This is a genomic window from Streptomyces sp. NPDC057249, assembly GCF_042669245.1.
In the GTDB taxonomy this organism is placed as follows: domain Bacteria; phylum Actinomycetota; class Actinomycetes; order Streptomycetales; family Streptomycetaceae; genus Streptomyces.
This window is the reverse complement of sequence record NZ_JBHUXS010000008.1, coordinates 101,663-121,011: the sequence shown is the minus strand read 5'-3', so window position 1 is coordinate 121,011 and position 19,349 is coordinate 101,663. Positions and strand designations below refer to the sequence as shown.

The window sequence follows — 19,349 nt, the reverse complement described above, 5'->3', positions numbered from 1 at the left end:
GTGGAACACAGTTGCCCCGGGCATCGGTCGCGGGTTGGGATGGTGCCATGCAGAAAGCGGTATCCCCACCCTCCGCCGAATCCCCGGCACCCTTCGACCACCTGGACCACCACTACCGCGGCGAACACCCGGTCCGCACCCTCGCGCTCCTCTTCCGCCCGGACCGGGGACGGCTGGCTCTCGCCGTCGTCCTCTTCACCGTGAAGCACAGCCCCATATGGCTGCTGCCCCTGATCACCGCCACCGTGCTGGACGTGGTGGTCCAGCACGGCCGGGAGGCCGAGCTCTGGAAGGCCACCGGCCTCCTCCTGTTCATCCTCGTCCTCAACTACCCGCTCCATCAGTGGTACGTCCGCTGCCTCGGCGGCAGCATCCGCCGCATGGGCATCACCCTGCGCTCCGCGCTCTGCCGCCGGATGCAGCAGCTGTCCGTCGGCTACCACGCCCGCGTCAGCTCCAGCGTGCTCCAGGCCAAGGTGGTCCGCGACGTCGAAGCCGTCGAGCAGATGGTGCAGCAGAGCGCCGACATGGGGCTCGGGGCCGTCGTGACGCTGGTCGGCGGGCTCGTCGTCATCGGCGTCCGGGTCCCCTCGTTCCTGCCCGTCTTCCTGGTCGTCGTCCCCGCCGCCGGGTTCCTCGTGATGAAGCTGCGGGGAAGGCTGCGCAGCCACAACGAGTCGTTCCGGCGCGAGGTGGAGCAGCTGTCGTCCCGGGTCGGCGAGATGACCACGCTCATCCCCATCACGCGCGCCCACGGACTGGAGCGCACCGCGCTGGGGCGCGTGGACGGCTCCCTGCGGCAGGTGTTCGCCGCCGGTCTGCGCCTGGACATGCTCAACGGCCGTTTCGGCTCACTGGCCTGGGTGCTGCTCAACACGCTCGGCGTGCTCTGCCTGACCGGGTCCGCGCTGGTGGCGTACCACGGCTGGCTGGACGTCACCGCAGGTGACGTCGTCATGCTGAGCGCCTTCTTCACCGTCCTGACCGGCTCGGTGACCACCCTGCTCGGCCTCGCGCCCATCCTCACCAAGGGCCTTGAGTCCGTCCGTTCGGCGGGCGAGGTCCTCCAGGCCCCCGACCTGGAGCACAACGCGGGCAAGGCGCAGGTGGAGCAGGTCACCGGCCGCATCGACTTCGAGGGCGTCTCCTTCGCGTACGAGGACGAGCGGCCCGCCGTCGACGGGTTCACGCTCTCCGCGCGGCCCGGCGAGACGATCGCCCTGGTCGGTGCGTCGGGAGCGGGCAAGTCGACGGTCCTCAACCTGCTCATCGGGTTCATCCGGCCCACCGGGGGGCGCATCCTGCTGGACGGCACCGACATGGCCGGGCTCGATCTGCGCAGCTACCGGCGGTTCCTCTCGGTGGTGCCGCAGGAGTCGATCCTCTTCGAGGGCAGCATCCGCGACAACGTCACGTACGGGCTCGGGCACACCGACGAGGACACGCTGCGGAGCGCCCTGGAGGACGCCAACGCCATGGAGTTCGTCCGCCGGCTGCCCCAGGGCCTGGACACGGTGGTCGGTGAGCGCGGCGCCCGGCTCTCGGGCGGCCAGAAGCAGCGGCTCGCGATCGCCCGGGCGCTGATCCGCGACCCCCGGGTCCTGGTGCTCGACGAGGCCACCTCGGCGCTGGACAACCGCTCCGAGGCACTGGTCCAGGAGGCGCTGTCCCGCCTCGTGCACGGCAGGACCGTCTTCGTCGTCGCCCACCGCCTCTCCACCATCCAGGGCGCCGACCGCATCGTGGTCATGGAGGGCGGCCGGATCGCGGAGGCCGGCACGCACGAGGAGCTGCTGGACCGGCACGGCGTGTACGCGGGCCTCCAGCCGGCGTTCCCGTGACGGCGTCGGGGTCCCGGGCACCCGGGACCCCGGCGAACGGTCACCAGTCGTGGACGGTGCCGTCCCGGAGCCGGTTGACGGGCAGATAGGTCTGCTCGTACGGGTGGGCCGCGGCGCGCTCCTCGTCCAGTTCCACACCGATTCCGGGGGCCTCCCCGGGGTGCAGGAAGCCGTCGGTGAAGGTGTACGCGTGCCGGAACACCTCCTCGGTGAGGGGGTTGTGGCCCGAGTACTCCTGGATGCCGAAGTTGTGGACGGCGAAGCCGAGGTGGACGGCGGCGGCCATCCCGACCGGGGAGATGTCCTCGGGCCCGTGGACCGCGCTCTTGATCTGGTACTGGGCGGCGAAGTCGAAGAGCTTGCGCAGCGGGGTGACCCCGCCGAAGTGGGTGACGGCGCTGCGCACGTAGTCGATCAGCTGCTCGGTGATCAGCGTCTGGTAGTCGTACACCGTGTTGAAGACCTCGCCGAGCGCGAGGGGCGTCGTCGTGTGCCGGCGTACGAGCCGCAGGGCCTCCTGGTTCTCGGCGGGGGTGCAGTCCTCCAGCCAGAACGGGCGGTACGGCTCCAGGTCCTTGCCGAGCCGGGCCGCCTGAACGGGCGTGAGCCGGTGGTGGGCGTCGTGGAGGAGCGGTAGCGCGGCGCCGAACTCCGCTCGTACCGCTTCGAACACGGCCGGGGTGTGGCGCAGGTAGGCGTCCGTGTCCCAGTCCTCGACGAGAGGGCGGGACTGCTGGTGAAGGACGGGCGCGCCGTGCTCGTCGGTGGCGTGCACCCCGTAGACGGCCTTGAGGCCGGGGATGCCCGTCTGGATGCGGACGGCGGGGTAGCCCTCGGCCAGCCGCTGCCGCACGGAGTCGAGGAGTTCGGGGATGTCGCGGCCGTTGGCGTGGCCGTAGGTGGCGAGGCGGTCGCGCGAGGCGCCGCCCAGCAGCTGGTAGAGCGGCATCCCGGCCGCCTTCGCCTTGATGTCCCACAGGGCGACGTCGACGGCGGCGATCGCGGCCATGGTGACGGGGCCGCGCCGCCAGTACGCGCCCCGGTAGAGGTACTGCCAGGTGTCCTCGATCCGGTGCGGGTCCAGGCCCGTGAGCAGGGGCACCACATGGTCGGTGAGGTAGCTGACGACGGCGAGCTCCCGGCCGTTGAGCGTGGCGTCGCCGAGACCGGTGAGACCCTCGTCGGTCGTCAGTTTCAGCGTCACGAAGTTGCGGCCGGGGCTGGTGACGACGACCTGTGCGTCGGCGATCCTCATGGTGGCTCTCTTTCGGGCCGCGGCGGGCGGCAGCCCGTCGCCCTGACCGGGGGCCGCCCGCTGCATAGAGTGGCGTGCGTGATGGTGCGTGAGGATACGGGACGGACGGGCGGGCACCGGGCGGGCTACCCGGCGGCGGCGGTGGTCTTCGCCATCGGCATGGCCGGCACCACGCTGCCGACGCCCCTGTACGGGCTCTACCAGAAGGAGATCGGCTTCTCGGAGCTGATGGTGACCGTCGTCTTCGCCGTGTACGCGGTCGCGGTCATCTCCGTGCTCCTGCTGGCGGGCAACTACTCGGACAAGGTGGGCCGCAAGCCGGTGCTGCTGGCCGCCATGGCCCTGTCCGCCGCGAGTGCCGGGTGCTTCCTGCTGGAGACCGGGCTGCCTCTCCTCTTCGCCGGCCGGGTGCTGTCCGGTGGCGCGGCCGGGCTGCTGAGCGGCGCGGCGACGGCCGCGGTCATCGAGCTCGCGGGCCCGGGGCAGAAGGCGCGCGCCGGGTTCGCCGCGACGGCCGCGAACATGGGCGGTCTGGGCTGCGGTCCGCTGCTCTCCGGTGTGCTGGCCGAGTACACGCCCTGGCCGCTGTCCCTCCCGTTCTGGGTGCACCTGGGGCTGGTCGCCGTGGCGTGCCTCATCACGTGGCGGCTGGCGGAGACGGTGGCCGAGCCGCGGCGGTGGCCGCGGCTCGAACCCCAGGGCGTCAGGGTGCCCGCAGAGGTGAAGGGTGTGTTCGTGCCGGCCTCGCTGGCCGCCTTCGCCGGTTTCGCGCTGCTCGGCCTGTTCACGGCGGTCGCGCCCAGCTTCGCGGCCGAGACGCTGGACGTGCGCAATCTGGCGGTGACGGGCGCGGTGGTGTTCTCGGTGTTCTGCGCCTCGACGGCCGGGCAGTGGCTGGCCCCGCGCGCCGGGGCGCGCCGGGCACTGCCGCTGGGGTGCGCCGTATTGATCGCCGGACTGCTGCTGGTCGCCTCCTCCTTGCTGGCGAAGTCACTGGCGCTGCTCGTCCTGGGCGCGGTCTGCGGGGGCATCGGGCAGGGGCTCGCCTTCCGGGCCGCGCTGACGCTCGTGAGCGCCGCGGCCCCCGCCGAGCACCGGGGCGGCACGATCTCGGCGTTCTTCGTCGTCGCCTACACGGGGATCTCGCTGCCGGTGGTGGGGGTGGGCGCGCTGGCGACCGCGGTCGGGCTGCGCGCCGCCGGGCTGGTCTTCACGGGCTGCGTGGTGGTCCTGGCGGCGGTGTCGGGGACGTACGCGGCCCTGCGTACGCCGCCCGAGGCGTGACGGGCTCCGCCCACCGGCGGAGCCCCACCGCTCACACCGGTCAGCCGCACTCCTTCCCGTTGAGCGTGAAGGAGTCCGGATCGGCGGCCGGCGCGCCGGCCGCCTGGAAGCCGAACGAGGCGCTGCCGCCCGCCGGGACCGAACCGTTGTGGCCGGCGTTCTCGACCGTGACCCGGGTCCCGCTCTGCGTGGCGGTGGCGTTCCACGCGTTGCTCACGCTCTCGGCGCCCTGGAAGTCGAAGACCAGCTGCCAGCCGTCCAGCGGCGTCGATCCGGTGTTCTTCACCGTCACATCGGCGGTGAAACCCGTGCCCCATGCCTGGCTGACCCGGTAGCTGACGTCACAGGCGCCCGGTTCCGGGTCGGGCGTGTCCGTCGGGTCGGGCGTCGGGGAGGGGTCGGGGGTCGTCGTGGGGTCGGGCGTGGTCGTCGGGTCGGGGTCCGGCCCGGGGTCCGTGCCGTCGGGTGCGCTGCCCCACTGGGGCGCCGAGCCCTCGAGCAGCACCATGTGCGGGGCGTCGACGGGGGTGCCGCCCGGGGTCGTCGCCGTCGACGGGTAGGACCAGTCGTTCGACGGGTCCCACGCACCGGCCGAGCTGATCCGGAACTGCACCTCCTTGCGGTACGCGGACTGGCCGGCCGGCGCGATGTCCGTACCCGAGCAGTCCACCGTGGCGTAGTAGACGTCGCCCGCCACATGCGTGGGGCCCGTCACGTCACCGCACTGGTTGTAGTTGGTGGTGAAGCTGATGTCCTCGGGTGCGACGCCCGGCTCCAGCGTGAAGTAGTACCGCACCGAGGCATCGGTGAGCGCGCGGGCGGGCCAGGCCGACCGGTTGATCAGGTACGCCTTGATCTCGGTGAAGCCGGCGCCCGTCGCGTTCACCGACGCCTGGACGGACATCTCCGGCCCGTCCGGCTCCTCCGGCTGCGGGAAGTCGGCGAGCGGTGCCCCGCCGTACTCGGCGTAGAGCCGGGCCAGCGCCCCGGTGAACGCGGCGTTGTAGTCGGTGGCGACCTCGTTGTTGACGTAGTTGCCGCGGTCGTCCGTGTACGAGTCGTCGGGAGCGCTGGGGCCGCCGACCAGGGCCCCGTACAACGTGTGGCGAGTCTCCACCGGGTTGTTCATCTGGTCGGTCCACGAACCGTGGGCCGTGCGGTGGTGCGGCTTGGTCGGCGGGTTCTCGCCGAAGCCGACCACGTAACTCGATCCGCGCGGGTTGTCCCCGAGCGCGTAGTCGATCTGGCGGACCGCGAAGTCGTGGTACCTGGCCTTGCGGGTGGCGTCACCGGTCAGCCAGTCGGAGTAGCTCAGCGCGGCGAAGGCGGTGTTCGCGGCGTACCTGAGCGAACCCCAGCTGTCCAGAACGGCCTGGCCGCCGGGTGAGTAGGGCACCCGCTGCCCGTTGACGCCGACCGTCCACCAGTCCAGCCAGCGGTTCGCGTCGTCGACGTACTTCTGCTTGCCCGTCAGCTGGGCAAGCAGCACATAGGCCCCGTAGGAGGTGTCGTCCCAGGAGAGCGTCCAGCGGTAGGACCGGGTGGTGGTCTGCGGCTCGGTGGACAGGTCGTCGTAGTACGACTCGGCCTTGGCGAGGTACGTGCTGTCTCCGGTCGCCTTGTACAGCCAGATGGCTCCCCAGACGAGTTCGTCGTCGTACCCGCTCCAGGAGTTGTAGTAACTCTGCACGTCGGTGATGCAGTCGCTGTACTTGCCCCGGTAGGTGTCGGCGAAGGTGTACAGCTGCTTCGCGTGGGTGAGCAGCTTCGCCGCGTACGCCGGGTCGCTGTCGGAGAACACCATCGAGGAGGAGGCCAGGGCCGCGGCGGTCTGGCCGGCCAGGTCGCTTCCGGGGCACGAGGCGTCGATCTTGTACGCCGGGCGCTTCATCGGCATCACCTCGGCGGGACCCCACCACTTGTGGTCGTCACCGCCGTTGCCGACCTGCCCGTACAGCACGTTGGGCGAGGGGTGGGCCTTCAGGAGGTAGTCGTCCACGAAGCGCAGGTTGTTCCGCAGGTACGGCAGCTGGCCCGACGCCTGGTACGCCGCCTTCTGCTCCGTACCGCCCCAGGCGAGCATGGTGGCCGAGTAGGCCATGGGGAGGCCGAACTTCACATGGTCCCCGGCGTCGTACCAGCCGCCCGTCAGGTCCAGGCCGGCGTCCTTGCCGTCGTCCAGCGCGGAGTCGCCGCGCCAGGAGACGCGGTTGGTGTCGGGCAGCTTTCCGGACTGCTGGGCCTCGTAGAAGAGGATCGACTTCTGCAGCGCCTCGCCGTAGTCGAAGGCGGGGGCGGCCGCCGCGCCGGCCGGCAGGGACAGCGGGAGCAGGAGGCCGGCGCCGACGGTGAGCGCCAGGCCTACGGCTCCGAGCGGTCTTGGTCTTCGGGACCGCCTTCGCAGGGCGGGGAGGGTGAGCGAGCGCAACGGACTTTCCCTTCGTCACGTCGGTGGGGGTGCCGGGTGTGTGTGGGGTGCGTGCGTGACCCCGAGGGCGTGGGAGCGCTCCCAAGGGCGTTGCTCATGAAGCCAGTTCCCGCGAGAGCTGTCAACGGTTGCGGCACGCCCTCTTCGGCGCACGGTCATCCGCGAACACCGCATCGGCCGCCCGTGGTCCTGATCCCCCGCGCGCGGCCGGACCCGGCCGGGTCTCACATACCCGGCAGGTCCGCGGCGTCGGACGGGGCGGCCTCGTTCAGCGCGAACCAGGCGGTCTTCCCCTCCGGTTCGGGCCGTACGCCCCACTGGTCGGCGAGGATGTCCAGCAGGAGCAGGCCGCGGCCCGAGGAGGCGAGCTCGCCCGGGGTGCGCTGGTGGGGCAGTTCGTCGCCGCGGTCCATGACCTCGACCAGCAGCCGGCGGGTGCCGGTCTCGCCGGAGACGGTGGCGTTGAGCGCGCCGTCCTGGTCGGTGTGCACCAGGACGTTGCCGAGGAGTTCGGTCGCCAGCAGCACGGCGGTGTCCACCTGGTCCGGGCGCGCCCAGTCGTGCAGCAGCGCCTTGAGCTCCGCGCGGGCCTCGGCCAGTCCTTCGCCCTGGTCCTGGCCGACGGTGAGCATGAGCCGGCGCTGGCTGATCTCGGCGCGGGCGTGGATGGCGTCGCGGCGCAGCAGGAGGAGGGCGATGTCGTCACCGTCGCGGGCGACGGCTTCCTCCCGGGCGCCGGGACCGGGGTCGAGGACGGCCGCCATGAGCCGGTCGGCCATGCCCTCCAGGTCGTCGGTGGGGCCGGGCGAGAACGCGTCGCGCACCCGCACCCAGCCGGTGTACATGTCGTGGCCGCCGTTCTCGATGAACCCGTCGGTGCACAGCATGAGGATCTCGCCCTCGTGCAGGCGCACGACGTCGATCGGGTAGTCCTCCTCACCGGGCATCAGCCCGAGGGGCAGCCCGCCGCTGACGTGCTTGAGGACACACGTGCCGTCCGGCATGCGCAGGACGGGGTGCGGGTGGCCCGCACGGGCGATGAGAAGGTCGCCGGTGGACGGATCGGCCTCGATGTAGAGGCAGGTCGCGAAGCGGTCCTCGTCCAGGGTGGTCAGAAAGCGGGAGGCGCGCGCCAGGACCGCGTCGGGACCGTGCCCCTCGGCGGCGTACGCGTGCACGGCGGTACGCAGCTGCGCCATGAGTCCCGCGGCGTGCACGTCGTGCCCCTGGACGTCGCCCATCACGACGGCCATGCGGCCGTTCGGCAGGTCGATGGTGTCGTACCAGTCCCCGCCGACCATGAGGCCGCCACCGGTCGGCACGTAGCGGGTGGCGACGCTGAGCCCGGTCAGGGCCGCGCCGGCGGTGTGCATGCTGCGACGCAGGCCGCGGGAGAGTTCCAGTTCGGCGCGGCTGGCCCGGGCCCGTTCGAGGACCTGGGCGATCATGCGGCCGGTGACGGTGAGCAGGGCGCGCTCGCTCGCCGTGAAGTCCCGGGGGGTGCGGAAGGCGGCCAGCCAGACCCCGACGACCCGGCCGGCGGTCACCAGGGGAAGGAAGGCCCACGCCTCACGGCCCTTGCGCGCGGACATGTGCCAGGTCGCGGGGAACCGGCGGCGGTAGTCCTGCGGGGAGCCCAGGTAGACGGCGCGCCCGGTCCTGGCCACTTCGGCGGCCGGGTAGCCGGTGTTCATGGGCATGCGGAAGCCGCGCCCCGCGCCGCCGGGCCGGAATCCGTACTGCCCGATCGCGGTGAGGTTGCCCTCGGCGATGCCGAACACGCACTGGCCGTCCAGCGGGAAATCGGGGGCGTACAGGCCGGCGGCGAGTCTCAGGGCCTCGTCGAGGGTGTCGGCGGCGGCGACCGCGTGTCCGGCGGAGAGCAGCAGGGAGTCGCGGCGTCTGGCCTCTTCCGGCGTGCCGCCGGCCCGGGTCCCGTGGTCGGGTCCCGGGGGGAGCGCCGGGTCGGGGCCCGGCGCCTGCATCCGGTTCAGCGCCTCGATCTGGTCCAGCTCGGCCTCGAACGCGTCGGTCGGTGGCTCATGCCGTTCACCACCCATCCGGCTTCCCTTCGTCCCGATGTCGTCGGCGACTGTTCGTTCCATGCTCCGACGGGAGAGCCGGGTCCGCAGTGCGAGACGTCCCCGCGCCGCCGCCGGAGTGTGCCGGGCGAGGGGTGCGGGCCGGGCCGTCCGCGCGGGCCGGCCGGGGTCTCCGGCGGGTCGGGAAGCGCTCGGACGTGAGCCCGGATCGGGAGGGCGCGTGGGCTAGCGGTACACGGGTGACCTGCGGAGATCGCTGAAGTCGATGGCCCGGTCGGCCTCCCGCATGGTCTCTTCAGCCACCCGGCGCACCTCGGCCGGTACATCCCCGTGCTCCTCCACGAGACCGGCGTAAATCGGTGCGTCGGTACTGTCTGTGAAACTCACGTCGAACTGCCTCAATCGGTCGTGTCTGCCGTGGTCCGGCCGGAAACAGGGGCCGATTCTACGCACGTCCGATGCCCGGCCCGCACAGGGCACCGAAAGTTTGACCTCAAGTTCGCTTGAGCTTCTAGCGTTCTTCCCACACCCCGGGTCCGCACCGGCCGCCGGGGCCGTACCGATCCGTCCTGCCCCGGAGGCACCCGTATGAGCATGGAAGTCACCGCGTGGTCGTCGCTGCACAGCGCGATCAACGCGCAAGCGGACCGCCGCCCCTTCTCCCGGGCCACCGTGCGCCGGATCGCCTCGTTCGCCCGCCCGCGCCGCCGCCAGCTCTACCGGTTCCTGCTGCTCAGCGTGGTCACCGCGCTGCTGGCCGTGGCGACGCCGATGCTGGCGGGCCGGGTGGTCGACGCGATCGTGCAGGGCAAGGAGAGCGGCACGGTCGTCCGTCTCGCCCTGCTGATCGCCGTGATCGCGGTGGCGGAGGCGGGACTCGGTCTGCTCACCCGGCTGCTGTCGGCCACGCTGGGTGAGGGGCTGATCCTGGACCTGCGCACGGCGGTCTTCGACCACGTGCAGCGGATGCCGGTCGCCTTCTTCACCCGGACCCGGACGGGGGCTCTGGTGAGCCGGCTCAACAACGACGTGATCGGCGCGCAGCGGGCGTTCAGCAACACCCTGTCGGGGGTGGTCTCCAACGTGGTGACGCTGGTGCTGACGCTCGCGGTGATGCTGACGATCTCCTGGCAGATCACGCTGCTCGCACTCGTGCTGCTGCCGGTGTTCGTCGTGCCGGCCCGGCGGATGGGCTCGCGGATGGCGCGCATGCAGCGCGAGGCGGCGGCGCACAACGCGGCGATGAGCACGCAGATGACCGAGCGGTTCTCGGCGCCGGGCGCGACCCTGGTGAAGCTCTTCGGCCGGCCCGCCGACGAGTCCGCCGAGTTCGCGGCGCGGGCCGGCCGGGTACGGGACATCGGCATCCGTACGGCGATGGCGCAGTCCACGTTCATCACGGCGCTGACCCTGGTGTCCGCGCTGGCCCTGGCGCTGGTCTACGGGCTGGGCGGCTACTACGCGCTGCACGGCAGTCTGGAGCCGGGCGCGGTCGTGACGCTGGCGCTGCTGCTCACCCGGCTCTACGCCCCGCTGACGGCGCTGGCGGGCGCCCGGGTCGAGGTGATGAGCGCGCTGGTGAGCTTCGAGCGGGTCTTCGAGATCCTGGACCTGAAGCCGCTGATCGCCGAGAAGCCGGACGCCCGTACGGTGCCCGAGGGGCCGGTGTCCGTGGAGTTCGACGGGGTCTCCTTCGGCTACCCGTCCGCCGACAAGGTGTCGCTGGCCTCGCTGGAGGAGGTCGCGACGCTGGACTCCCGGGGCGGCACGCGGGTGCTGCACGACGTCTCCTTCCGGGCCGAGCCCGGCCGCATGGTCGCGCTGGTCGGCTCGTCGGGCGCCGGCAAGTCGACCATCGCCCAGCTGCTGCCCCGGCTCTACGACACGGACGAGGGAGCGGTACGGCTGAACGGTGTCGACGTGCGTGACCTCACCGCCGCGTCGATCCGTGAAACGCTCGGCATGGTCACCCAGGACGGGCACCTCTTCCACGATTCGGTGGGCGCGAACCTCCTGTTGGCCAGGCCCGGCGCCACCGAGGACGAGATCTGGGACGCGCTGCGGCGTTCCAGGCTCGACGGTCTGGTGGCGTCGCTGCCCGACGGGCTCGACACGGTGGTGGGCGAGCGCGGCTACCGGCTCTCCGGTGGTGAGCGGCAGCGGCTGACGATCGCCCGGTTGCTCCTGGCCCGGCAGCGGGTGGTCATCCTCGACGAGGCGACGGCGCACCTCGACTCGACGTCCGAGGCGGTGGTGCAGGAAGCCCTGGCCGAGGCGCTGGAGGGGCGCACCGCGGTGGTGATCGCGCACCGGCTGTCCACGGTGCGGGCCGCCGATCTGATCCTGGTCGTCGAGGAGGGCCGGGTGGTGGAACGGGGCACCCACACCGCGCTGCTGGCGGCGGGGGGCCGGTACGAGGAGCTGTACCGGACGCAGTTCGCCTCGCCGGACGCGGCGGACGATCAGCAGGAGCCGGTGGGGTCCGCCTGACACGGGCGCCCCCGGTCCGTGCGGACCGGGGGCGCTCGTTGCGCGGGGTGCTCAGTCGTTGTCGGTCTCCTGGTGGGTGACCGAGCCGTTGGACGCGTCGATGTCGAAGGTCGTCTTCTTCCAGTCCTTGGTCACGACATCCGTCTTCCAGACGAGGGTGCCCTGGTCGTCGTCGTCGAGGTCGAGGGCGGTCACCGTCCCCTGCTGCTTGGCGGTGGCGGCCTTCGCCGCCTGCTGCGGGGTCTGCTTGGCCTGGGTGATCCGCTTGGCCGTCTTGGCCTTGTCCGAGGTGCTCTGGTCGGCGTCCTCGGAGGAGCTGACGACCTTGCCGGAGACCGCGTCGATGTGGACCTTGTGCTTGGTCCCGGTCGTGGTGGCGACGGTCGCGACCCACTGCGGCGCGCCGGCCGCGGCGGTGCCCGTCGGCGAGGGGCTGCCGGTGGGCGAGGGGCTGCCCGTGGGCGAGGGGCTGGGGCTCTCGTCGTCGTCGGCCGCGTCCTCGGCGCTCTTGAGTTCGAGGTCGACGAGCTTGCCGCCCTTGACCTCGCCCTCGGCCGTGGTGACGGCCTTGTCGTACGTGACCTTGGTGGCGGAGATCAGCTCCTTGCGTTCCTGCTGGTCCTCGGTCAGCCGGCCCGGCGAGGGGCTCCCGGTGGGGGACGGACTCTTCGTGGCCTCGGGCACGGCGCGGGCCGCCTCCGAGGTCTTCGTGCTCGCGGAGGTGCTGCCGCTGTCCTGGCCGCAGCCGGTCAGCAGGGCGGCGGTGACCACGACGCAGGCGACGCCCGCGGCGCGCACCCGGTGGGCACGGAGGAATCCGGTGTTCTTGGAGGGGGAGTCACATGTCATGCCCGCATGCTTAACCGCCGCACGGCCCCGGCATGTGGAATGACCGGCCAGTGTCACCCGATCGACCGCCATCCCGCCCCGCTGCCGCGTGTCGCCGGGGATCGGGGGGATTTCGTGCACGCCGGGCGAAGATGCGACGACAGTCCGAATTCCCTGGTGACGCGGGTCGCGATCCGCCCGCTTTGGTGCGAGCCTGAATGCATGACCTGGGCGTCCTGGACAACACGCGGAGTGTATTCGGGGCACGGCGGCGTGCTCACCGATGAGGTCGGGCCGCTGTCCGGTGACCTGACCATCCACACCACTTGGGCCGAGGGCACGGCACAGATCACCGTGCAGTACACCGATGCGGCCGACTGGTTCACCATGGCGGGCAGCCCCGTGCCCTGCCCGTCGGAGGAGGCGAGCCGCGCCCTGCACGCGGCCGCCGTCGAGGCGGTCCGGCGGGGCTCGGCGGCGACGGTCCCCGTGCCGGAACCCGGCCCCGAACAGACGGCGGGCTCGGAATGACCGGTCCCGTACGGGTACGGGACCGGCCGGCGCGGTGTGCCGCGCGTACGGTCAGGGCCTGATGCCGCTGACCACGTCGGCGGTGGCCGTGATGCCGTCCTGGATCGTGGGGGCCATGCTGGTGCCCGCGAGGAGGAATCCGAGCACTCCGCACACCAGGGCGTGCGAGAGCTTCATTCCGCCGTTGCGGAGGAAGACCACCGCGAGAATCAGCAGAAGCAGCACCACCGAGATCGAAATTGCCATGGCCAAACCTCCTCCGCCGCGCCTGGTTTGCGGCATTCGGCGTCAGTGTGGCGCAGGCCGCGGGGTGTCCGGCGCATCGGCGTGTCCGCCAAACGGGTAGGGATTGGGTCGAGGCCACCGCAGCGGGGAAGAGGGAGGGGCCGCGCGGCGGCGCGGGGCCTCCCGCACCCCCGCGCGGCTGTACCTCAGGGCGCCGGCAGCTCCATGAGCGCGGCGACGGTGTTCCGGTGGCTTCCCGCCGTGCCGTACGCGGTGGCGTCGGCCTTGGCCCGCTTCAGGTAGAGGTGTGCGGGGTGCTCCCAGGTCATCCCGATCCCGCCGTGCAACTGCACGCACTCCTCGGCGGCGTGGACCGCGACCTTCGAGCAGTACGCCTGCGCGACGGCCACCGCCAGCGGCGTGTCGGGGCTGCCGGTGGCCAGGGCGTCGGCGGCGTTCCGCGCGGCGGCCCGGGCCGAGACGACCTCCAGCCAGAGCTGCGCCATGCGGTGTTTGAGCGCCTGGAAGGAGCCGATGGGCCGGTTGAACTGGTGGCGCTCCCGGGTGTGTCGCACCGTCTCGGTGAGGCACCACTCGGCGAGTCCCAGCTGTTCGGAGGCGAGCAGCCCGGCCCCGGCCAGCAGTCCCCGGTCCAGCGCGCGCCGGCCGGCCCCGGCGTCCGCGAGCCGGGTCCCGGTGGCGCCGTCGAGCGTGACGGTGGCGAGCGGGCGGGTGAGGTCGAGCGCGACGAGCGGCTCGACCCGTACCCCGGGCGCACCGGCGGCGACGGCGTACAGGCCGTCGGCGGCGGGGACCAGGAGCACGTCGGCGGCGGCCGCGTCGGCGACCGGGCCCGGCGTTCCGTGCAGGGCACCGTTCCCCGCCGACGCCTGTACGCCCGCCGAGTCCGCCGACGCCGCCGCGAACGGCACGGCCACCACCGCGACCTGGCGTCCCTCGGCGAGTGCGGAGAGGAGTTCCGCGGCCGGCCCGTCCTGCGCGCCGAGCGCCAGCAGCGTCTCGGTGGCGACGACGGAGCTGGTCAGGAACGGCGCGGACGCGACGCTGCGGCCCAGCTCCTCCAGGACCACGGCGGCCTCGCGGTGCGTGGCGCCCTGGCCGCCCAGTTCCTCGGGGACGAGGAGTCCGGCGGCGCCGATGCCGGTGGCGAGCGCCTTCCACAGCTGCGGGTCGTACGGCGTGCCGGACTCGGTGCGGGCGATCACCGACGGCGCGTCGGCCCGGTCCGCGAGCAGGGAGCGGACGGCGGCGCGCAGGTCCTCCTCGGCCTCGGAGTACAGGAGGTCGGGCGCCTGGCCGGCTTCGTTCTGTGCGGTCATCGGGAGAGGTCCTTCCAGGCGACGTCCTTGTCGTTGCGGGGCTCGGAGGGGAGACCGAGTACGCGCTCGGCGACGATGTTGAGCAGTACCTCGCTCGTTCCGCCCTCGATCGAGTTGCCCTTGGAGCGGAGGTAGCGGTAACCGGCGTCGCGGCCGGTGAAGTCGACCAGTTCGGGCCGCCGCATGGTCCAGTCGCCGTACAGCAGGCCCTCGTCGGCGAGGAGTTCCACTTCGAGGCCGCTGATCTCCTGGTTGAGCCGGGCGAAGGCGAGTTTCATCCCGGAGCCCTCGGGGCCGGGCTGCCCCGCGACGAGTTGCTGGCGCAGCCGCTCACCGGTGAGCCGGGCGACCTCCGCCTCGACCCACAGGGTGAGCAGGCGCTGGTGCAGGTCGTGGGTGCGCAGGTCGGGGCGTTCGCGCCAGGTCCTGGCGACCGGGCCGATCATGCCGCCCTCGCGGGGGATGCGGGAGCCGCCGATGGAGACCCGCTCGTTCATGAGGGTGGTCTGGGCGACCTTCCAGCCCTCGCCGACCGGCCCGAGCCGGTGGCTGTCGGGGATGCGCACCCCGGTCAGGAAGACCTCGTTGAACTCGGCCTCGCCGGTGATCTGCCGGAGCGGCCGGACCTCGACGCCGGGATCGGTCATGTCGCAGATGAAGTAGCTGATGCCGCGGTGCTTGGGCACGTCGGGGTCGGTGCGGGCGATGAGGATGGCCCAGCGCGCGAGGTGGGCGCTGGAGGTCCACACCTTCTGCCCGTCGACCACCCAGTCCCCGCCGTCGCGCACCGCGCGGGTGCCGAGGGCGGCGAGGTCGGAGCCCGCGCCCGGTTCGCTGAAGAGCTGGCACCAGACCTCTTCGCCCACCCACAGGGGGCGCAGGAACCGCTCCTTCTGCTCGTCGGTGCCGAAGCCGAGGATGGTCGGGGCCGCCATGCCGAGGCCGATGCCGATGCGGCGCGGGTCGTTGTCGGGGGCGTGTGCGGCGGTGAGTTCGGCGTCCACCACGGGCTGGAGGGAGCGCGGGGCGTCCAGGCCGCCGAGCCCGGCCGGGTAGTGCACCCAGGCGAGTCCGGCGTCGAAGCGTGCCTTGAGGAAGTCGGTGCGCTCGGTGGTCGCCGGGGGGTGCGCGGCGAGCAGTTCGCGGGTGCGGCGGCGCAGTTCGGCGGCGTCGGGTGCGGTCATCGGGCGGCTCCTGACGGGAGGACGACGATGCGGCCGGTGCTGGTGCCGTCGGCGACGCGCTGGACGGCGGCCGCCGCCTCGCCCATCGCGACCCGCTCGCTGACCAGCGGCTTGACGACGCCTTCATCGGCGAGCCGGGTCAGCTTCTGGTGGCAGTCGCGTACGGCCTGCGGGTCCTTGGTGTTGTAGAGGCCCCAGTGGAGCCCCAGAACGGAGTAGTTCTTCACGAGGGCGTGGTTGAGCGCGGGGGCGGGGATCGTGCCGGAGGCGAAGCCCACGACGACGACGCGCCCCTCGAAGGCGATGCACTTCACGGACTTGGCGTACGCGTCCCCGCCGACCGGGTCGTAGACGACGTCGGCGCCCCGGCCGCCGGTGAACTCCTTGACCGCCGCGACGATGTCCTCGGTGCGCCGGTCGATGACCAGGTCGCAGCCGAGCGCGGCGGCGGTCTTCGCCTTCTCGGCTCCGCCGACGACACCGATGACGGTGGCACCGGCGGCCTTCCCCAGCTGGACGGCTGCGCTGCCCACCCCGCCGGCGGCGGCGTGCACGAGCAGGGTCTCCCCCGCCTTCAGCCGGGCGCGCCGGTGGAGTCCGAACCAGCCGGTCTGGTAGCCGATGTGCAGGGCCGCGGCCTCCGCGTCGTCCAGGGAGTCCGGGGCGTCCAGCAGGGCCGCCTCGTCGGCGACGACGTACTGGGCGAGGCCGCCGTGCGGCAGGGCGGGGGTCGCGAGGACCCGGCGCCCGTCCTCGGTGCGGCCGCAGATCTCGACGCCCGGGGTGAACGGCAGCGGGGGCCGCACCTGGTACTGGCCCCGGCAGAGCAGCGCGTCGGGGAAGTTGATGTTCGCCGCGAGCACTTCGACGCTCACCTGCCCGCCGCCGGGCACCGGCCGGTCCGTCTCCTCCAGGCGCATCACCTCGCTCGGCTCGCCGTTCCGGTGCACTCGCCATGCCTGCATGAGGGGCCTCCACAACACTGTCGGCATTACCACTGCTCCGGCGCATACTAAGCGGTCGCTTGCCCCTGTGGGAACAACCTGCGGACAACGGTCCCGGAGACGTCCGTGCGCCCGGCCCCGCCGCGAGGAACGCGGGGCGCCGGGCGCACGGACGTACGCGAGGGCTACCTGCCCACGACCACCTCGGCGACCCGCGGTGCCGTCGTCCCGTCCCGCCAGGCCAGGCGTACCGCGTCGGCGGTGCGCCCCGCGGTGTCGACGGCGGTGTAGGCGCCGCTCAGCGCGCCCACGGTGTGCCAGGTGCCGTCGACCGTGCGCAGCTGGACGTCGGCCGCGCCCTCGGAGCCGGACGGCCGCAGCACCGTCACCGAGCCGACCGGCCGCGCGGCCACGAGGTCCACCTCCAGCGACTCGCCGTTCCCGGCCGGTCGCGCGCCCCGGTACACGGTGCCGGGGTCGCCGTCGGCCGCCGCGCGCAGCGAGGAGCCGGTGGCGGCGGGCGGGTTGCCGGTGACGGCGCCGTCCGTGGTCGCGACCTGGAATTCGCGGACGACGACCCAGTTGCCCTGCCCGGCGGTCGCCCGGGCCCGCACATAGCGCGCCTTCGTCCCGGCGGGCGGGGCCGCCGTGACGTCGGGCTCACCGGAGAAGTCCGCGAGCCGCTGCCAGTTCTCGCCGTCCGCCGAGTACTCCAGGACGCCCTCGTGGAGGTAGTCGTCGGCGCTGCCCGGCTTGCCCATGGCGAGCGTGACGGAGCCGATGGCCCGGGGCTCACCGAGGTCGACCGTCAGCCGGTCCCCGGCCGTGGGCGCCCCGTCGCTCCAGAAGTACGTGGAGTCGTCGCCGTCGAGCATCCGGGCGACGGTGTTGCTCTGGTACGTACCCAGGCTGGTCGAGGCCGTGGGCCGGCCGCTGACGCCGAGCAGCCGGTCGTACTCGGCGGTGGCGGCGTCGGTGAACCCGTCCAGCTGTCCGTCACCGACCCGCACCGGCACCTTGCGCCCGTCGAGCCCGGTGTACGTGAAGGAGGCGGCCCGCTCCACCTGGGCGGGCAGCTGCTGCCGGAGCTCCCATGCCCGGGCGCCGTCCCCGGCCCGGGCGGCCTCGACCATGCGCAGGGCGGTGCGGGTGGCGGTGGCCCAGGACTCGGTGGCGTCCAGCCAGGGGCCGGCGTCCGCGATGAAGCCCCGGTCGGGGAGAGCCGCGCGCAGCCGGGCGGGGGCGGCGCCCAGCGAGGCCAGGACGGAGTCGAGCCGCTCCGCGTCCCCGGACTCCCAGTACCGCGCGAAGGCGGCGGACAGCTCGGGCGCCTCGGCGGTGTTGAGCGCGGAGCTGTAGTTGACGTCGGCGAAGGACCGCAGCGCCTTCGCGGTCCGGGCGTCGCCGCCCGCGTACTCCTCGATGCCCTTGCCCCACGACGCGCGCGGGTCGTAGGCGGCGTCGTTCCAGGCGTAGTCCGCGACGGTGTACAGCGACAGCTTCGACGCGTACGGCTGGATCATCGGGTTGGCGGTGATGCCGGCGAGCCGGCCGGGCAGCCCCTTCTCGCGGCCGTTGAACGGGCCGAGCAGCAGCCGGTCGGTGGCGTAGTCGTTGACCGGGTAGTTGTCCCAGGTCAGGATCGGATGCCCGAACACCTCCCGGGCGGCGTCCGCCTGAGCGACCGTCATGGTGGGGGCGACGACGCCGACCCCGGTCCACTCGACCAGCACATCGGGGTCGAGCTGTTCGGACAGGGCCGTCTTGTACGCCGACGAGCTGACGTTGTAGTACTCGGTGGGGACCATCTGGAGCGGCTGGGCGCCGGGGTGGGTGGCGATGAACTCCTGGTTGACCCGGTTGAGCAGATGGGCCTGGGCGGCTCCGGCCGCGCCGCCGCCGGTCCCCCACTTCGCCTTGTCGGCGTCGCAGTTCCAATGGGTGTAACTGATGTCGTCCAGCGGGACCGCGAAGGTACGGACGCCGATGTCCCACATCGTCTGGAACTTGTCGACGAGCGCCTTCACGTCCGCGTCGGAGCTGTAGCAGACCGAGAGGCCGGGTGAGAGGGCGTAGGTGAACTCGACGTGCCGCAGGGCCGCCCGGTCGGCGAGGTCCTCGATATCCGCCAGCCGGTCGGCGGGGTAGGGGTCGCGCCACTTGGCCCGGAGGTAGTCGTCGTCCTTGGGCGAGTACACGTAGATGTTCATCTTGTGCTCGCCGTAGTAGTCGAGCTGGTCGAGGCGGGCCTCGTGCGACCACGGGGTGCCGTAGAAGCCCTCGATCACCCCGCGCAGCGCGGTGCCGGGCCAGTCGCGCACGGCGAGTCCGGCGACCTTGCCGCCCGGGTGCTTCCGGTGCGGCAGGACCTGGCGCAGCGTCTGCGCGGCGTAGTAGGTGCCGGTGGTGTCCTTGCCGGCGAGGACGATCCGGCCGGCGCCGATGCCGAGGACGTACCCCTCCGCGGGCAGTGCGGCGGGCCCGTCGAGCTTCTGCGCGGCGAGGGCGGCGGCGTCGCCGGCGTACACGGTGAGCCTGCCGGGGGCGGGGCGCTCCGCACGGACCACGTGCCGGGCGCCCGCCTCGCGCAGGGCCGTCTCCACCACGTCGAGCGTGGGCCCGTCGGCCGTCCCGCCGGCGACGAGGGTGACGGTGGGGGTGACGGTCACCCGGTCCGGGCGGGGCTCGGCGGACCGGGGGGTGGGGGTGATCGTCGGTACGCCCTGGGCCGGGGCCGGCACGGGCGGGGCGTCGGCGGCCCGGGCGGTCGGCCCGGCGGCCAGCAGGCCGCCGGCGAGCAGGGTCGCCGCGGCGGTGAGTGCGGTGATGCGGGGCGGGCGAGGCGTCACAAATCCTCCATCGGTCACTCAAGTCACCAGAGTCGCGCAACACAACGACACCGAATGCAACATCCTGGCGCTTACATGTCAATGGTCTGGACAACATCAATGCGTGGA

14 protein-coding genes are annotated in these 19,349 nt (G+C 72.6%); 4 read left to right on the top strand and 10 right to left on the bottom strand.

Features of this window, described 5'->3' with window-relative positions; translation table 11 throughout:
• The first annotated feature begins 47 nt into the window (after positions 1 to 47).
• Positions 48 to 1,841 carry an ABC transporter ATP-binding protein gene (locus ACFUJY_RS16905; RefSeq protein WP_383299672.1) on the top strand — a complete coding sequence of 598 codons (1,794 nt, stop codon included), beginning with the start codon at positions 48 to 50 and terminating at the stop codon, positions 1,839 to 1,841.
• A 40-nt stretch (positions 1,842 to 1,881) separates the two neighbouring features.
• Here the strand turns inward: ACFUJY_RS16905 and manD are convergent, their stop codons facing one another.
• On the bottom strand, positions 1,882 to 3,096 hold the full coding sequence (manD, locus tag ACFUJY_RS16900; RefSeq protein WP_383299669.1) for a D-mannonate dehydratase ManD: 1,215 nt from the start codon (positions 3,094 to 3,096) through the stop codon (positions 1,882 to 1,884).
• Between the two features lie 81 nt (positions 3,097 to 3,177).
• Here manD and ACFUJY_RS16895 point away from each other — a divergent pair, with 81 nt between their 5' ends.
• On the top strand, positions 3,178 to 4,380 hold the full coding sequence (locus tag ACFUJY_RS16895) for an MFS transporter (protein WP_383300281.1): 1,203 nt from the start codon (positions 3,178 to 3,180) through the stop codon (positions 4,378 to 4,380).
• A gap of 40 nt (positions 4,381 to 4,420) precedes the next feature.
• On the opposite strand, the gene ACFUJY_RS16890 is transcribed toward ACFUJY_RS16895, so the two are convergent.
• The 3 genes from ACFUJY_RS16890 to ACFUJY_RS16880 all read right to left on the bottom strand — a co-directional run bounded on the left by ACFUJY_RS16890 (position 4,421) and on the right by ACFUJY_RS16880 (position 9,237).
• Positions 4,421 to 6,808, bottom strand: coding sequence for a glycoside hydrolase family 9 protein (locus ACFUJY_RS16890; protein WP_383299666.1), 2,388 nt, complete (start codon positions 6,806 to 6,808; stop codon positions 4,421 to 4,423).
• A gap of 224 nt (positions 6,809 to 7,032) precedes the next feature.
• Positions 7,033 to 8,868, bottom strand: coding sequence for a SpoIIE family protein phosphatase (locus ACFUJY_RS16885; RefSeq protein WP_383300278.1), 1,836 nt, complete (start codon positions 8,866 to 8,868; stop codon positions 7,033 to 7,035).
• A gap of 207 nt (positions 8,869 to 9,075) precedes the next feature.
• Positions 9,076 to 9,237, bottom strand: coding sequence for a hypothetical protein (locus ACFUJY_RS16880; protein WP_383299663.1), 162 nt, complete (start codon positions 9,235 to 9,237; stop codon positions 9,076 to 9,078).
• 201 nt (positions 9,238 to 9,438) lie between these two features.
• Here ACFUJY_RS16880 and ACFUJY_RS16875 point away from each other — a divergent pair, with 201 nt between their 5' ends.
• Complete coding sequence (locus ACFUJY_RS16875; protein ID WP_383299660.1) at positions 9,439 to 11,340, top strand: ABC transporter ATP-binding protein; 1,902 nt, start codon at positions 9,439 to 9,441, stop codon at positions 11,338 to 11,340.
• A gap of 51 nt (positions 11,341 to 11,391) precedes the next feature.
• On the opposite strand, the gene ACFUJY_RS16870 is transcribed toward ACFUJY_RS16875, so the two are convergent.
• Positions 11,392 to 12,189 (bottom strand): PepSY domain-containing protein, encoded by a 798-nt coding sequence (locus tag ACFUJY_RS16870; RefSeq protein WP_383299657.1) that lies wholly within the window; start codon positions 12,187 to 12,189, stop codon positions 11,392 to 11,394.
• A 201-nt stretch (positions 12,190 to 12,390) separates the two neighbouring features.
• On the opposite strand from ACFUJY_RS16870, the gene ACFUJY_RS16865 reads away from it, so the two are divergent.
• Entirely contained in the window at positions 12,391 to 12,699 is a 309-nt protein-coding gene (locus ACFUJY_RS16865; RefSeq protein ID WP_383299655.1) for a hypothetical protein, read from the top strand.
• Between the two features lie 51 nt (positions 12,700 to 12,750).
• Here the strand turns inward: ACFUJY_RS16865 and ACFUJY_RS16860 are convergent, their stop codons facing one another.
• The 5 genes from ACFUJY_RS16860 to ACFUJY_RS16840 all read right to left on the bottom strand — a co-directional run bounded on the left by ACFUJY_RS16860 (position 12,751) and on the right by ACFUJY_RS16840 (position 19,241).
• Positions 12,751 to 12,945, bottom strand: a complete 195-nt coding sequence (locus ACFUJY_RS16860; RefSeq protein WP_383299653.1) for a hypothetical protein — start codon at positions 12,943 to 12,945, stop codon at positions 12,751 to 12,753.
• A gap of 185 nt (positions 12,946 to 13,130) precedes the next feature.
• On the bottom strand, positions 13,131 to 14,264 hold the full coding sequence (locus tag ACFUJY_RS16855) for an acyl-CoA dehydrogenase family protein (protein ID WP_383299650.1): 1,134 nt from the start codon (positions 14,262 to 14,264) through the stop codon (positions 13,131 to 13,133).
• On the bottom strand, positions 14,261 to 15,448 hold the full coding sequence (locus ACFUJY_RS16850; RefSeq protein WP_383299647.1) for an acyl-CoA dehydrogenase family protein: 1,188 nt from the start codon (positions 15,446 to 15,448) through the stop codon (positions 14,261 to 14,263). Before ACFUJY_RS16850 ends, ACFUJY_RS16855 begins: the two co-directional genes overlap by 4 nt.
• Positions 15,445 to 16,413 carry an NADPH:quinone oxidoreductase family protein gene (locus ACFUJY_RS16845; RefSeq protein ID WP_383299645.1) on the bottom strand — a complete coding sequence of 323 codons (969 nt, stop codon included), beginning with the start codon at positions 16,411 to 16,413 and terminating at the stop codon, positions 15,445 to 15,447. The genes ACFUJY_RS16850 and ACFUJY_RS16845 overlap by 4 nt, the downstream gene beginning before the upstream one ends.
• 164 nt (positions 16,414 to 16,577) lie before the next feature.
• Complete coding sequence (locus tag ACFUJY_RS16840) at positions 16,578 to 19,241, bottom strand: beta-N-acetylglucosaminidase domain-containing protein (RefSeq protein WP_383299642.1); 2,664 nt, start codon at positions 19,239 to 19,241, stop codon at positions 16,578 to 16,580.
• Positions 19,242 to 19,349 lie beyond the last annotated feature (108 nt).

Excerpts from the sequence above, each read along its gene's own strand:
- ACFUJY_RS16905 (WP_383299672.1), top strand. The coding sequence starts at position 48 with ATGCAGAAAGCGGTATCCCCACCCTCCGCCGAATCCCCGGCACCCTTC.
- manD (WP_383299669.1), bottom strand. The coding sequence starts at position 3,096 with ATGAGGATCGCCGACGCACAGGTCGTCGTCACCAGCCCCGGCCGCAAC.
- ACFUJY_RS16895 (WP_383300281.1), top strand. The coding sequence starts at position 3,178 with ATGGTGCGTGAGGATACGGGACGGACGGGCGGGCACCGGGCGGGCTAC.
- ACFUJY_RS16885 (WP_383300278.1), bottom strand. The coding sequence starts at position 8,868 with ATGGGTGGTGAACGGCATGAGCCACCGACCGACGCGTTCGAGGCCGAG.
- ACFUJY_RS16875 (WP_383299660.1), top strand. The coding sequence starts at position 9,439 with ATGAGCATGGAAGTCACCGCGTGGTCGTCGCTGCACAGCGCGATCAAC.
- ACFUJY_RS16870 (WP_383299657.1), bottom strand. The coding sequence starts at position 12,189 with ATGACATGTGACTCCCCCTCCAAGAACACCGGATTCCTCCGTGCCCAC.
- ACFUJY_RS16865 (WP_383299655.1), top strand. The coding sequence starts at position 12,391 with ATGACCTGGGCGTCCTGGACAACACGCGGAGTGTATTCGGGGCACGGC.
- ACFUJY_RS16860 (WP_383299653.1), bottom strand. The coding sequence starts at position 12,945 with ATGGCAATTTCGATCTCGGTGGTGCTGCTTCTGCTGATTCTCGCGGTG.
- ACFUJY_RS16855 (WP_383299650.1), bottom strand. The coding sequence starts at position 14,264 with ATGACCGCACAGAACGAAGCCGGCCAGGCGCCCGACCTCCTGTACTCC.
- ACFUJY_RS16850 (WP_383299647.1), bottom strand. The coding sequence starts at position 15,448 with ATGACCGCACCCGACGCCGCCGAACTGCGCCGCCGCACCCGCGAACTG.
- ACFUJY_RS16845 (WP_383299645.1), bottom strand. The coding sequence starts at position 16,413 with ATGCAGGCATGGCGAGTGCACCGGAACGGCGAGCCGAGCGAGGTGATG.